Raw genomic sequence first — 14,312 nt, 5'->3', positions numbered from 1 at the left:
TGCTTCCTGCCCGGGTGCGCAGCATTTCCAACATGGAGATCGCAGTCACCGGAATGGTTGCCTGCTTCCTGACCGTCTTCTACGGCCTGAACCTGTTCAATACCTTCGCCTCCGAGGCGCTGCACCTGGTGGCGTTCGGGCGCTTCGCCGGGGCGGTAGCCGTGGTGGCGCTGATCGTGGTCCTGCGCGACGCATTCCCGCTGTGGATCGCGTATGCCGGCGCCTTGGTGGAGCTGACGGCGTTCGTCTATTTCGTGGGATTCACCGTCAACCACGAGCAGATCGTCTTCAGGCTCCAGGAATTCCCGCTGATCGCCCTGTACCTGGCGTGGGTTTTCCCGCCGAAGATCTCGCGGGCCACCATCTACCCGGTGCTGGTTTTCACCATCTGGTATTCGATGCTCTTCAGCCCCGCGGTCGGCACCGAACACCAGAACGGGCTGCTCAACGTCCTGAGCCTGGTGTTCTTCACCGTCGTGGGCATGTTCGTCGGCAGCTACGTGAAGCGGAAATTCACGCAGCAAACCGAGCTGGACGTGCTCACCGGAGCGCACAATCGCCGGGCCCTGGGCCGCTACGGCGACGCCGCGCTGGTGCAGGCGCGCAAGCAGAACCAGCCGGTCAGCGTCGCCCTGGTCGACATGGACGGATTCAAGCAGATCAACGACCAATTGGGCCATGCAGCGGGCGACGAGGCGCTGCGCGGCCTGGTCCGCCATCTGAAGAAATCGGTGCGCAAGGGCGATCTGGTGACCCGGCTGGGCGGCGATGAATTCGTGCTCATCCTTCCCGGCGCCGGGTTCGACCAGGCCCAGCAGCTCATGGAGCGCATCCACGCCTCCTCCGAGCACCGCTGGAGCTTCGGAGTGGCCGCCGCGACCCCGGAGGACAACCTGAGCATGCTGATCCTGCGTGCGGACCGCGCCATGTACATCTCCAAGCGCGAGCGGACTGGGCGGCGCGACTAATCCAGGTGGCCGCTGAGCCGGTCGCGGAACCGGGCGCTGGGCTCGTTCAACCCGCGGATCTCGACGTGCTTGCCGTAGCCGGCGTACTTGGCGCTCACCGAATCCAGCGCCGCCACGGTCGAGGCGTCCCACACGTGCGATGCGCCCAGGTCGATCACGATCCGCTCCGGGTCCTGCGCGTAGCTGAACTGCGTGTACAGGTCGTTGGAGGAGGCGAAGAACAGCTCGCCGGTGACCGTGTACACCGCGGTTCCCGCATCCACCCTGCGTTCGACCGTCACGAAATGCGCCACCCGGTTGGCGAACAGCACCATCGCGGTGAGGATGCCGGCGCCCACGCCGATGGCCAGGTTGCCGGTGGCCACGGTCAGCGCCACGGTGACGAGCATGACGAAGGTTTCGCTCTTGGGCATCATCCGCAAGGTGGAGGGCCGGATGCTGTGCCAGTTGAATGTCGCCGCAGAGACCACCACCATCACGGCGACCAGCGCGGCCATGGGGATCTGCGCGACCACGTCGCCGAACACCACCCCCAGCAGCAGCATGAACACCCCGGCGAACAGCGTGGAAATCCGGGTGCGCCCGCCGGAGACCTTCACCCCGATCATGGTCTGCCCGATCATCGCGCAGCCGCAGATCCCGCCGAAGAAGCCGGTCACCACGTTGGCGGCGCCCTGCGCCCAGGACTCGCGGGTCTTGTTCGACGGGGTATCGGTGATGTCGTCGACCAGCTTCGCGGTCAGCAGCGATTCCAGCAGGCCGACGAACGCCACCGCCACCGCGAACGGCGCGATGATCCGCAGCGTATCCAGGTCCAGCGGAACCGTCGGCAGGGTGAAGACCGGCAGCGACTCGGGCAGTTCGCCTTTCTCGCCCACCGTGGGCACCGCGATCTTCGCGAGCACGGTCACCGCGGTGAGCACCGCAATGGCGACCAGCGGGGCCGGAACCGCAGTGGTCAGCTTCGGGAACAGATATACGATCGCGATCCCGGCGGCCACCAGCGGATACACGGCCCACGGTACATCGACCAGCTCGGGCATCTGCGCCAGGAAGATCGAGATGGCCAGGCCGTTCACGAAACCGATCATCACCTGCCGCGGAATGAACCGCAGCAGCTTGGCCACACCCAGCGCGGCCAGCAGGATCTGGATGATTCCGGCCAGGATCACGGCCGGGAAGAGGTACTCCACTCCGTGCGTCCGCACCAGCGGAGCAACCACCAAGGCCACGGCTCCGGCCGCCGCGGTAATCATCGCCGGCCGCCCGCCGGTGAAGGCGATGACCACCGACATGGTGAACGACGCGAAGATGCCGACCCGCGGATCCACCCCGGCGATGACGGTGAAGGCGATGACCTCGGGAATCAACGCCAGCGAGACCACCAGCCCGGCCAGCAGCTCGGTTTTCAGCAGCCGGATAGACTTCAGGGTGCGCCACACCGACTGCCGCTCTAGTGGGGTCAATGCCGCCGTTCCCATGGTGGACCTGTTCTCTGGCTCGCCGAATTCCGTACCTATGCATCCTAGCCCAGCGCTTTCATCATGTAGCCAAAGACCGCTGAGACTCAGGATTTTCCGGGGTTCAGCGGTCATTTTGCATTTCGGGCATGCTGAAGCGGGCTTGGTGCGCCAGCCTCCGGGCGTCGAGGTCCACCTCCCCGAAACAAATTGACAGTCCTCCATCTCGCCGCGGTCAAAGAACAACTTCTGGTTCAGGCTGCGAGCTGCCCTTGACGCCACCGCTGATGCAACGCCCGGCAGGCATCAGCAATGAGCATGATCAACCCGGTTTCCGTGGCACTCTCGGGGAGCAGCAACCGTGCTTGCCTGCCACTGCTGACCAGTTTCCCGGCGATGCTGAACAGCCGATACCGCCACCGTTTCAGATCCCAGATTCCTGCCTCGTGCCCCGCAGGCAGGGCCACCAGTTGCATCCAGGCCAGCAGGTTCACAGCCAACGCGGCCAGCAGCGCCCAGGCCTGATTCGCAGCGAAATCCCAGTAGGGCAACTTATTCAAGCCCGCATGCTTCAGGGATTTGATGCGGTTCTCGCACCGCCCGCGCGCCCGATGCCGGCGGTCCAACTCCGGAATCACGTAATACGGAGAATTCGTCAAAAACGCGGTGATCCGGTTCCCGTCAGTATCAAACAACGTGGCTTTCGCTCCGGAATGCAAAGGTTCGGCCCGGACATAGACTCTCGTATTGGGAGGGTAGTCCTTCAGCTTCAGCACGGCGGTGGCATCCACCACCCACACATCCGGCAACTGCTTGCCTTGCTGGTCAGTGGCTGGTTCCCAGTACTTCTTCTCGCTAATCCACCCGATTTCCCGTTCCTTGATAACGGGCATCGAATACGAGGTACTGAACTGGATTCCCAGCGATTCGAGGTGGTTCAGGAACTCCCGCGAGGCGCCGGCACTATCGGTGCGCACCAGGATCCGTTCACCATGCAGTGTTCCGTCCTCCTGGTAGAGATCATCAGGCAATACTGCCAGGGCCTGCGAGAGGACCTCGATATGATCTTTAGCCGAGTTCGCGCCCTTGTTACCCGGACGCAGCAGCACGGCGAGAACCTCGCCGGTGCCGCAGCCATGGCCGTAATCCACGCTGGCAACCATCGGCGCAAAGCCATACCCGCCTTTGTAATTTCCTGCAGCGCCTTGTTTATCTGAGTGGACTTGGACCAAGGTGGCATCGATGTCGATGATCAACGGCTTGAGGCGGGTGGCGCGTTTGGCGGGATTACGCTTGCCCGCCGCGTCCCAAAGCTTGGTGCGCAAGATTTTGCTCATCGTCTGGTACCCGTAGGCGAAGGCCTGGGGCATGGTTTTAATCCGTCCCATGAACCGGCTGACGGTAGCTTCGGAGGCGACGGGCCCGAACACGCCTGCGCTGGTGCGCAGGATGTCGGTATCGCAGGCCTGCTCGCCGCCGGCGGCAAGCATGAGCGTCAGGTCAGCGAGGAGCTTGCCCGGCCGATGCCTCGCGGCGGTTGGCACGAACTGGGAAAATCGGTCTTCGCATAGCGCCCGGAAGTTCAGAGCGTTAAGCAGGCTGCCGAGAGTGGACAGTCCGGCGTGGGCGACCAAGTGCTGGCCGGTGAGTTCAACTCGTGGCGCGGGGTAAGTCAGGGTAGAATTGATCATCGAAAAGGTGATCCTTGATTTTGGTGGATTAGAAGCTTAGACACTCCTATTGTCCCAAGTCCGGGTCACTTTTTCGTTTTAATGACTGTTAATGACGTGCCCGCCATGAAACCACTGGGCTAGTTGCCCGGCAGGCTCCAGCACGGCGGCGGGCTGTTAGATTACTGTCATGGCCACATCGAAGGATCCCACCGACCGCACCATCAATATCTGCGAAACCGCGGGGAAGCAACGTTACCGCAATAACGCGATCGCGCTCAAGGCCGCGTTGAGGCACTCCAAGGTGACTGGCAAGCAGCTGGGCACCTACGCGTGCGAACACTGCAAGGGCTGGCATATCGAAGGCTAGGGCGGTTAAAGAAAAGTTGTGATGTCTCGACACATGGGTAACAGTTCTGTATCACCACATCGGTAACACTTGATGTATCGAGACATCGGTAACAGTCACTCCACGTCAGGCATGTTCTGGAACTTCGCCTTCGCGTGCTGCAGGCTCAAATACGTCACCCCCTCGGGGAAGGGGAAACCGTATTTCGCGATCAGCTCGCCATCCATCGAGACCACCATCAACTCCGCCTGCTTCCAGAGGACCTCCACCTTCGTTGAGCGCAGCAGCTTGCCCAGATAGAGCTGGACGCCGGCCACCCGCAAGCACCGGTTCTTGTTCACCCTCATCAGCTGGCTACCGGCAGGTTCCATGCGCTCGGCCCGTAGCGTGGCGCTGAGCTTCACTGGTTCCGGGCTCGCCGCCGCGTCCTTGCCCGCGTCCGGGCCCGCGCCCTCCGGCAGGGCGGCGAAGGCAGCTGCTGCACTGGTGGGGGCAGGTGTGGTGCTCAGCTTCACCCACTCACCCGGCGCCAACGGCTCGGCCACCGCAGTGGCATCCCACGCCTCCTGCGGCGTGCACCGGTCCTCCAAGGACTGATGCCCGCGTTGGGTGTTGTACGCCTGGTCAAAGACATCGATCTGCGCTTGCAGCTCGGCCAGATTCTTGGCGAATGGCTGCTTCTTCAGCCACGTGAACAAGGTCGAATGGAACCGCTCGTTCTTCCCCTGCGTCGTGGGCTTGAACGGTTTACCGGTGATCGTGGCAACGCCCAGACTGTTGGCGTAGGCGACCAGCTCACTGGTCATGCCCCGACGAATCGGATTCAGCGCATCCCCGTTGTCGCTGAGCAACCGCTGCGGCATACCGCGGGCGGCGACGCCCGCCCGGAAGACCTTCACCGCGTCCGCGCCGTTCTCCGTCTTGGCGACCAAGGACGCCACGGCCAGGCGGGAGTGGTCGTCAATAAGCTGGAAGATCACGCATTTGCGTCCGCCTTCCAACACATACTCGGTGGCGTCCAACTGCCAGCAGGCGTTGGGCATCGGATAGCGGAACGACCGAAACGAGGACCGGGGGCGTTTCTGCGGGGCCGGGGTGATCAGACCGCGCTCGCGGAAGATCCTAGCCAACACGGCGACCGACGGGGCTTGCATGCCGAGCTTGAGCATCTTGTCGTGCACGCTGATCGGCCCGTGATCCCACCCGGAATCCTCCAAGGTCTTACGCATGGCCACGGCCTGATCCTTGAGTGTTTCACTAGTGGTATTCGGTGAGGATTTCGGCCGGCGGGAGCGCGGTTCCAACGCGGCGGCTTGCCCTTCGGTGCGGGCCCGTTTCAGGATGTGGTAGAAGGTTTTGCGGCTGATGTCGTGTTCGGTGCAGAACGCGGTGACAGCGCCTCTGGGTGCGTCCTCTGGCCATCGGGCGATGGCAAGGCGTATTGTCGGGTCGACTGGATCATTTTTCACGAATACCAGTCCACCAGCCCGCCCCTTTGGCCTTGTGCCGTGGGGCGGGCTGTGTGGTTTTGCCGGGGTTAAAGATCCGGGTGAAGTGTTACCACTTTAATCGTGGAAGTGTCACCGATGTCCTGATACAGAACTGTCACCGAAGTCCCGATAGAAAACACGGTTAAAGAAAAGTTCCCGTTGGGAGGAAATCCAACGGGAACTTCACGATCATCACTCGCACCTTTATGAGGTACTTCAATTCTAGGAACACACCCTGTGCCCGAGCTTTGGAATTCCGAGCTGCAAGCTAAGCATTTCGGCGGTATCGGCACGCCGGTCGACGACTTAAATTCGAAGCCCCCACCGAAATCATTTCGTTGGGGGCTTCTCGATCATCACTCGCACCTTTTGAGGTACTTTCACTGTATTGCCGGTTCCTATGTCGGAACTGAGCGCCATCTGGAGAATGCCGACACGTTGGACGGGTACGGCGCCGGAGGGTCTTAAAAAATACTGGCTCCGTTGCCGTGCGCAACGGAGCCAGACTTACATCATCACTCGCACCTTGAGGAAGGTAAGTTCCACTTTAGGGAGCAAGGCTATGCCCCGGCTTTGCCCGAGCCCGGCGTGGGCAAAGAGTCTTCGCCGGCCGTGTACTCCGGGCCGGACGTGAAAACTCCCGCCGGCCGAAGCCGACGGGAGTTTACGATCATCACTCGCACCTCAAGGAGGTGTCTACGACATTACCTCGCGACTCTGTGCAGAAGCTTGGCTCAACCTCCACGAAGCCAAAAGACGCGAGGTCAGATGGTGGGTAGACTACCAATTATGGCGCAGAAGGAAACCGGAAAACTCACCCACGCGGTGGCGCTGCGTGTTGTCCAGACCATCGCGCCGCGCATCGACCACCCGCTGAACATCATGGACGAGCGAGGGATTATCATCGCGTCCTCCGACCCGAAGCGTTTGGGCAACCCGCATCCGGACGCGCTCAGGGCGTTGGAGGAGAACCGCACGGTCTTCACCGCCCAAGCCGATCCGGTGTCCGGGCAGCAGCCGGGTGTCAACGTGCCCCTCTATGCAGGCGGCATCGTGCAGGGTGTCGTGGGGGTAACCGGGACGCCGCAAGAGGTTGCGTCGCTGGCCCAACTGATTTCGCTGACCGTGCAGCTGCTGCTCACCCAGCAGGAAGAACATGTTCGCAGCACTGTGCGCGCTACCCAGATCAGCGACATGCTCTCCGGGCTCGTGTCAGGGTCCGCGACCGACAAGGCCTTGGCTGGGCAGCTCAAGCAGCTTGGCTTTACCGCGCCATGGTCGCTGAGCCTGCTGCTCGACGAGGACGATCCCGAACCGCACGAAGCTGCCTTGAAGATCAACAGTGCCCGGTGGGTTTTGTCCTCCGGCCCAATCGAAGTTCCGGCTGCTGCACGAGCGATCCTCGGGCTGCCTCGAACGCAGCCCGGCGACCTGCTGGTCGACGCCGAGAACCTGCGGACCTTAGGCGCGGTGCCTGCACTGGTTCCAGCTGCCGGACTCCGCGAGCTCTGGAACGAGGACATGGCGCTGTCCGCGGCCAGGGCGCCGGAATCACACTGCCGGTCGCTGGCCCGGCGCACGGCCCAGATCAGCGAAGACCATGCGCTCACTCTGCTGGCGCTGGCCGCCAGTGCGACGCAGACCGAAGCCATCGCGCGGCTCACGGTCCACCGCAATACGTTGATCCAGCGTATGGACCGGATCAAGCAGGTCACCGGCAGTGATCCGCGGGTTCCCGGCGAGCTGCTGGCCCTGCTCAACTCCATCTACGCCCGGGCCCGACTGGGCGAAATGCACATATTCTAGAGTCCAAACCGGTTGGAATATGGGCTTGTGCCTATAGGACTTATGGAGGAATCTCCATAGGATCAATATATGACCACAACACCGAACTCTCCGCCGGCCGCTGGGCTCCAAATCGCAGTGGTACCCGATTCCTTCAAGGGCAGTGCTCGCGCCAGCGAGGTCGCCGAGGCCATCAGCGCCGGATTTCTCGCCGGCGCCGCCAGCATGGACCGCGAAATCTCAGTGACCGCCGTGCCCTTCGCCGACGGCGGCGAGGGAACCTTGGAAGCGCTGATTGATGCCTGGGGCACCGACGCGATGCCGGTGCAAACCACCGACGCCTTAGGCCGGCCGGTGCAATCGCGGCTGGGGCTGTCTGCCGACGGGAAGGTCGCTGTAGTCGAAGCAGCCGAAGCCGCCGGCCTGCCGCAGGTCGCGGATGTGCCGCGCCAGCCGCTGACGGCGACTACCTACGGGCTCGGAGCCCTGGTATCCAAGGCGCTGGATCTCGGAGCCGAGCAGATCATCCTCTGCCTGGGCGGCTCCGCCACCACCGACGGCGGCACCGGTTTGCTGTCCGCCTTGGGGGCCAAGTTCCTGGACGCAGGCGGCAACCAGCTGCAGCCGGGCGGCGGCCCGCTGAACGACCTGCACAGCATCGATGCAAGCGGGCTGGACCCGCGTGCCGCCGGCGTCGTGTGGCAAATCGCCTGCGACGTCACCAATCCGCTATTGGGCGAGAACGGCGCCGCCGAGATCTTCGGGCCACAGAAGGGCGCTTCCCTAAAGGACATCGCAACCCTCGATGCCGGGCTAGGCCGGCTGGCCGATGTGCTGGAAGCTGCCACAGGGCGGGTGCTGCGCGAGCAGGAAGGCATGGGTGCCGCCGGCGGCCTGGCCTTCAGCCTGGGCAGCTACTTCCAAGTCGATCTGGTTCCCGGGTGGGAACTGGTCGCCCGGGTGCTGGACGCCCACCGCATCATGGGCGGCGCGGACCTGGTGATCACGGGCGAGGGACGGCTGGACTTCCAGTCCCTGCAGGGCAAGGTAGTCTCCGGGGTACTGCAGGCCGCAGGGGGAGATGTCATCGTGATCGCCGGCTCGGTCAGCTTGGAGGACCAGATTTTGGCCGAGGCCGGAATCCTCGCGGCCTACTCGATCGCCCCTGGCCCGGCGAGCCTGGCCGAGCTGTCTGCCGACACCCTCGCGCTGCTGGAACGCACCGCCTTCAGCGTCGCGCGCACCTATCTGCATGGTCAGACGGCGGAGTAGCTGTCCTCTGAGAGAAGCGCAGGCTCCAGCTCCTTGTCCCGAAGGTACTTCAAGGCGCGCTCTACTGCCTCGATTTTCCGCTTCAGCTCCTTGAGTGCCGGGGAACCTTCGTCCGAGAACTCGTCGAGCCGCTCGCTTTCACGACGCACCGCTCGCTCGATGTCGGTGAATGTCGACCACGCGGTCGGGTCCGGGTCGAGATGCTGGCGTTCCCTCAGAATTTCGGCCGCCAGCCTGCGCTCGACGACCGCCTCGAAGGCTTCTGCTGATGTTCCGGGGCTGGCAAGGCCGTAGGCAACGCCTCCTCCGCCTGCGGTGACCAGGGTGCCTGCAGTTAACAGGCCGCCAATCATGCCGCCGGGGCCAAATGATGCCAAGGCGCTGGTGATCACAGCCGCGCCGACGAGACCCGGTGCGGCGGCCAGTGCCAGACCGCCGGTGGCCAGAAGGATGGCTGCGGCTCCAGCTCCTAGCGCTCCCCATTTGATCCAATTGATTCCGCGCCCACCGCCCAACGTTTCCTGAGCGGTCTTCGCGGCAGCGAAGACATCGGCGCCGAATTGGCTGGTCAGTCCCATCTCGGCGGTGAGATCCCGTAACGCTACTTGGAGCTTTTCTTTGGGAACCGAAATTTCGAAAGGTTTGATGATGTTCTCGGCGGCCAAGACCGTCAGCAGCACCACTGCTTCGTCCTTGGAGAAATGGCGGCTTGGCATTGGCTCGGGGGCCAATGCCTGCGGATCGGACAGGTCAAAGGCCAACCGGGCAATGGCGGCAGGCATCGGCCGGTTTTCATCGTGGTTTCGTTTCCTGATGGCTTCGACCGCTGTGGCCTGAACATTCCGAAGCGCTCCCGCATAGCGGTCGAGCAGGTCGCCCGAAAGCTTCTTGTCGCCTGCCAGCTGATCCTTGATCAGGTAGGCGTAGCGCAACGCCAGCAGGGTGAGCTGCTCGGGGTAGTCCAACGGAATATCAAAGCCGGTCTCGCTCAGAACGATTTCCCTGGACAACGACCCGAACATTGCGTAGCCGATGGCGCTGGCCACGGCATCATCGCCGAGGTATCCCGTCGCGTAATGCGCTGAATGCGGGAGCACAGCGGTGTGCGTCCGGAAATCGATGATCCATGGGAACACCGAGGTGAGACCGCGATGCGCGGATACCGGATCGTTCGCGTTCCAGAAGTTCACCCACCATGACAGGTTCGTCGGAGGCTCTTTCAAGGTCTTTCGCAGGTCGTCGACATTGAATTTGCCGCTGGCCAGAGGGCTTCCGAGGGTCACCATGCCGACAACCTCGACCGTAGCTGGTAGGCGGCGGACCAAATCGGCGGCTATCACGGAGCCGAGGCTGTGGCCCACGAGCACCACCTGGCCCGACGTCGGCACCTGATCCAGGATGCGCTGCAGGACGTTAGCTCGGATCGCCGGATTGTGCAGGTAGTTGTCGGCCTGTTTAAAGAACGGGAACCCGACCGTGGCGTTGACCAGGGTGTCGCCTAACCACGTGCCTTTGCCGGCGTTGTGGCGTCCGAGGTGGAACTCGACGGATCCCATCCGGCGTTCGAACTCCCGGCGGTTTGTCCGCGCGGCATCTCGCGAGGGCTGCTTGATCGTCAGCGGCGGTACCGGCACGCTGTCATCCAGGCCTTTCAGCGCGTGAGCGAATTTGGGGGCCAACACCTGTTCCAGGTCCAATTCCGGATATCCCAGGCGGAGCAGGGAGTCATTGAGATGGGCGCGCCACTTGTCGTTCGGATCGCCGTCGCCAACACCATGCAAGAACAGCAAAACCGGTTTCTTCGACAAGACAACTCCATCTCCAGTCGACCGCACGGTCGATGAGGGACATATGACAACGTTTTCCTGCCATCATATCGGGCGGCTCGGACAATCCGCCGCCGCGCTGACGCTGCCGGAGCGCACGGCCTTCAGCATCGCGCGCACCTATCTGAACTGAGGCCCCGCTGGCGCTTTGCGCCAAACCCTTGCCACCGGCGCGGGTCGATGCCTAGCGTGGGAGGCAGCGCGGCGGACGCCGCGACCCCGTCGGCGAAAGGGCCAGCATGGCAACCGTGAAAGTGGCAGAAGAGAACACCACCGACATCGAGCTGTACTACGAGGACCACGGCTCCGGGCAGCCGGTGGTGCTGATCCACGGCTACCCGCTGGACGGATCCTCCTGGGAACTGCAGACCGCGGCGCTGCTCGGTGCCGGCTACCGGGTCATCACCTACGACCGCCGGGGCTTCGGCAAGAGCTCCAAAACCACCACGGGTTATGACTACGACACCTTCGCCGCCGACCTGCACACGCTGCTGGAAACCCTCGACGTGCAGGATGCCGTGCTGGTGGGCTTTTCCATGGGCACCGGCGAGGTGGCGCGCTATCTGTCCACCTACGGTTCCGGGCGCATCGCCAAGGCCGCGTTCCTGGGGTCGCTGGAGCCGTTCATCCTGCAGACCGCGGACAACCCCGAGGGGGTGCCGCAGGAGGTCTTCGACCCGATGCTGGAGGCAGTGAAGAAGGACCGCTATGCGTTCTTCACCGGCTTCTTCGAGAACTTCTTCAACACCGAGACGTTCCTGGGCAGCCGGCTGAGCGAGGAGGCGCTGGCCGCGAACAAGGCGCTGGCCTACGCGGCCTCGCCCTACGCCTCGGTGGCCGCCCAGCTGACCTGGGTGACCGACTTCCGCGAAGACATCCCCAAGATCGACGTGCCGGCGCTGATCGTGCACGGCACTGCGGACCAAATCCTGCCGATCGACGTCACCGGACGGCGCTTCGCCGCGGCGCTGCCGGCCGCCGAGTACCACGAGGTCGAGGGCGCGCCGCACGGGCTGCTGTGGACCCATGCCAAGGAGGTCAACGACCTGCTGCTGGGGTTCCTCGGCAAATAGGACTACCGCGTGCGAGTCGGGGCAGCCACCATTAGCGGTACCGCCCCGACGGACATGGATATTATGATGCAGCGGTTCCGGTGGTCGTTCCCGATGAGGTGGGTGCCGTTTCCGCGTCGAAAAGCCCCGCGTCGAGAATGACCTGGACGCTGCTTTCATAGTGCGTGCGGAGCAGCCGTCCGAGCAGCTCGCCGTCGCGCGCGAGAGCGGCGTCAAGCAGGGCTTGATGTTCGGCCTCGACGTTGCGGGAACTGGCCGCGGACGAGGGGGCGGCCCAGCGTCGGTAGAGCAATGTTGAATTTGCCAGATTGGAAGACAGAGCCAGCATCGGCGGGCAGTCGCAGGGGGCGAGCAACAGTTGGTGGAATTCCCGATGCACCCGGCCCCATTCTGTGCTGAACTGCTGGGGACTCTCGGGACTGCGTCGCGGGGTTTTCGAGAGCTTGTGGTGGACGGCGATGAGCTTGGATTCCCAATTGACGTCGCCTCGTTGGACCGCCAGCGACGCGGCGAGGGCTTCGGTGACGCAACGCAGCTCGGTCATGTCCCGCAATTGCCGGAGGTTTAGCTGGGCCACGAAGAATCCGCGGTTGGGAATCGACTCTGCCAGGCCTTCGCCGGCCAGCCTTGTCAGCGACTCGCGGATGACCGTGGTGCTGGTGGAAAACATCTTGGCGAGTTCTGGGGGCGCAAGCCGCGCGCCAGGTGCCCAGACGCCGTCCAGGATGGCTTCGCGAATTCCGGAGATCGAGTTTTCCGAAGCCTTAGCCATGGGCGGCCTGCGGGGATTTTCCGAAGTTCGCCAGCACGGGAGCCTTGGCAGCCATCGCCCTGAGCAGGGTCTCGCGCTGGTGCGCCGGAGCAATGCCGGCTACGTAGCGGTCCGGGCGAACCAGCAGCACGGTTCCGGCGGCTGCATCGAAGACGCGGCCGGTGTCCACCGCGTTGCGGGTTTCACCGTCCTGGGACGTGAAGATGAGCTCTTGCCCGGCGGCGACCTGGATGGTGTTCCATCCCTCGGCCAGCAGGTCGTCGAGTTTCACGGCACTACCCTGAACCATTACGTCAGGCTGCGGCAGCATGCGTCCCACGAGATCCTGCCCTGCACGTGGCGTGCCGGCCATCGGCTTGACCACGGTTCCGTTTGTGTAGTGGGGCTGCTTCAGGAAACGCATGCCGGTGAGCCAACGGTTCAGTGGCGGAACGAGACGAGTACCGGTTATGACCTCATCTCGAAGCCTGGCGATCGCTGGATTGGTGTTCATGACAACCCATCCTATGCGCTTGGAGAGCTTTACCATTGAAGCGGCGTGCGGGCGTCGTTCGAGTTCGTAGTCGTCGATGAGCTGCATGCTCCCTTCGCCCTTCACGACTGCAGCCACTCGCCAGGCAGCACCCACGGCGTCGCGGATGCCAGCGTTCAACCCTTGGCCGGCGAACGGCGGCATGAGGTGGGCGGCATCCCCGGCCAGCAGCACCCGTCCCTTGCGGTAACGATCGGCTATGCGCTGGTGCGCGGTGTAGACAGCAGCGCGGCGCACGGTGACGGTGCTGATGTCCTGGTACGGGGCGATGAGTTCGGTGATCGAAGCGGTGGACAGCATCTGGTCCCCGTCTTCGTGGTCGAAGAGCATGAACTCGTAGCGGCGCCGGCCCTTCACACCGGGGACAACAACCGTTGGACGGGTGCCGTTGCAATGGAACGAGGCGAATGGCTCGGGGCTTCCTGGCACATCCAGCAGATCCACCACGATCCACCGCTCCATCTGCGTGGAGCCCTCCAAACCGATGCCCAGCTCACGGCGGGTGAATGAGCGCCCGCCGTCGCAGGCGATGACCCAGCTGGCGTGGAATTCGAGCTCGGTGGCCGAGCTGGCCGATGCCGGGTGCGCTCCTTGCCCCAGATCCCCGGCCTTGGCGCCATTGAAGCCGGAACTGGCGTCGCCTCGACGCGTCGCGCTGACAATCACGCACTCACCGTCTTGCTTGAGCGCGGTAGCTTCGGTGTTGTAATGCAGGAACAGGTTCGACCGCTCCAGAGCGGCTTCGTAGAGCAGACCCTCCATGACCGGCTGGTCGAATTGGCTTTTGCCGGGCTGTCCGAGCCGTGGGCTGCCCGGGCGGACATCGGCAATGACCTTGCCGCCCCGTCCGAAGTAGCGGGCTCCGGTGTCCATAAGCATCTCCGGGCCCAGCTTGTCCATGATTCCTAAGTGCTGCATGACGCGCAGGGTCTCATCGGTCGCGCTGATGGCACGCGGCTCATCGCCGCTGCCCGGGTTCTTTTCGATCAGCGCTACCTGCAGGCCGGAATCGGCCAGCAGGTTGGCGGCGGTCAGGCCCGTGGGGCCCGAACCGATGACCAGGACGTCGATTTCATGGGATTGTGCCACTGCCCGCTACTTCCTTGCTTGCGTTC

The 14,312-nt window shown here is 63.5% G+C and carries 11 protein-coding genes; 5 read left to right on the top strand and 6 right to left on the bottom strand.

Translation table 11 applies throughout. The annotated features are described in order from the left end of the window. The first annotated feature begins 32 nt into the window (after positions 1 to 32). Positions 33 to 968: a GGDEF domain-containing protein gene (locus JQN66_RS16445; RefSeq protein ID WP_204675979.1), complete on the top strand. Its 936-nt coding sequence runs from the start codon at positions 33 to 35 to the stop codon at positions 966 to 968. On the opposite strand, the gene JQN66_RS16440 is transcribed toward JQN66_RS16445, so the two are convergent. Together JQN66_RS16440 and JQN66_RS16435 are read right to left on the bottom strand one after the other, a co-directional pair. Beyond that, positions 965 to 2,449, bottom strand: coding sequence for a SulP family inorganic anion transporter (locus JQN66_RS16440; RefSeq protein WP_204675978.1), 1,485 nt, complete (start codon positions 2,447 to 2,449; stop codon positions 965 to 967). The two genes, JQN66_RS16445 and JQN66_RS16440, sit on opposite strands and share 4 nt — an antisense overlap. A 233-nt stretch (positions 2,450 to 2,682) precedes the next feature. Next, positions 2,683 to 4,119, bottom strand: a complete 1,437-nt coding sequence (locus tag JQN66_RS16435; protein WP_204675977.1) for an IS1380 family transposase — start codon at positions 4,117 to 4,119, stop codon at positions 2,683 to 2,685. Between the two features lie 169 nt (positions 4,120 to 4,288). Between JQN66_RS16435 and JQN66_RS16430 the strand changes: the two genes are divergently transcribed. After that, on the top strand, positions 4,289 to 4,468 hold the full coding sequence (locus tag JQN66_RS16430; RefSeq protein WP_204675976.1) for a hypothetical protein: 180 nt from the start codon (positions 4,289 to 4,291) through the stop codon (positions 4,466 to 4,468). A 95-nt stretch (positions 4,469 to 4,563) separates the two neighbouring features. On the opposite strand, the gene JQN66_RS16425 is transcribed toward JQN66_RS16430, so the two are convergent. Further along, positions 4,564 to 5,916, bottom strand: coding sequence for an integrase core domain-containing protein (locus tag JQN66_RS16425; RefSeq protein ID WP_204675975.1), 1,353 nt, complete (start codon positions 5,914 to 5,916; stop codon positions 4,564 to 4,566). An 810-nt stretch (positions 5,917 to 6,726) separates the two neighbouring features. On the opposite strand from JQN66_RS16425, the gene JQN66_RS16420 reads away from it, so the two are divergent. Together JQN66_RS16420 and JQN66_RS16415 are read left to right on the top strand one after the other, a co-directional pair. Then, entirely contained in the window at positions 6,727 to 7,743 is a 1,017-nt protein-coding gene (locus JQN66_RS16420; protein ID WP_204675974.1) for a sugar diacid recognition domain-containing protein, read from the top strand. A 69-nt stretch (positions 7,744 to 7,812) separates the two neighbouring features. Further along, a complete protein-coding gene (locus JQN66_RS16415) occupies positions 7,813 to 8,994 on the top strand; it encodes a glycerate kinase (protein ID WP_204675973.1) in 1,182 nt (393 codons plus the stop codon). On the opposite strand, the gene JQN66_RS16410 is transcribed toward JQN66_RS16415, so the two are convergent. Further along, the gene (locus tag JQN66_RS16410; RefSeq protein ID WP_204675972.1) at positions 8,979 to 10,802 is read right to left on the bottom strand and encodes an alpha/beta hydrolase family protein; all 1,824 of its coding nucleotides are present in this window, start codon (positions 10,800 to 10,802) and stop codon (positions 8,979 to 8,981) included. The two genes, JQN66_RS16415 and JQN66_RS16410, sit on opposite strands and share 16 nt — an antisense overlap. A gap of 257 nt (positions 10,803 to 11,059) precedes the next feature. Here JQN66_RS16410 and JQN66_RS16405 point away from each other — a divergent pair, with 257 nt between their 5' ends. Then, on the top strand, positions 11,060 to 11,893 hold the full coding sequence (locus tag JQN66_RS16405) for an alpha/beta fold hydrolase (RefSeq protein ID WP_204675971.1): 834 nt from the start codon (positions 11,060 to 11,062) through the stop codon (positions 11,891 to 11,893). 61 nt (positions 11,894 to 11,954) lie between these two features. Here the strand turns inward: JQN66_RS16405 and JQN66_RS16400 are convergent, their stop codons facing one another. Together JQN66_RS16400 and JQN66_RS16395 are read right to left on the bottom strand one after the other, a co-directional pair. Continuing rightward, positions 11,955 to 12,665, bottom strand: coding sequence for a GntR family transcriptional regulator (locus tag JQN66_RS16400; protein ID WP_204675970.1), 711 nt, complete (start codon positions 12,663 to 12,665; stop codon positions 11,955 to 11,957). Further along, positions 12,658 to 14,286, bottom strand: coding sequence for an FAD-dependent monooxygenase (locus JQN66_RS16395; RefSeq protein WP_204675969.1), 1,629 nt, complete (start codon positions 14,284 to 14,286; stop codon positions 12,658 to 12,660). The genes JQN66_RS16400 and JQN66_RS16395 overlap by 8 nt, the downstream gene beginning before the upstream one ends. Positions 14,287 to 14,312 lie beyond the last annotated feature (26 nt).

The sequence above is a fragment of the Glutamicibacter protophormiae genome (genome assembly GCF_016894325.1).
GTDB lineage: Bacteria > Actinomycetota > Actinomycetes > Actinomycetales > Micrococcaceae > Glutamicibacter > Glutamicibacter protophormiae.
This window is presented reverse-complemented; position numbering and strand designations above follow the sequence as displayed.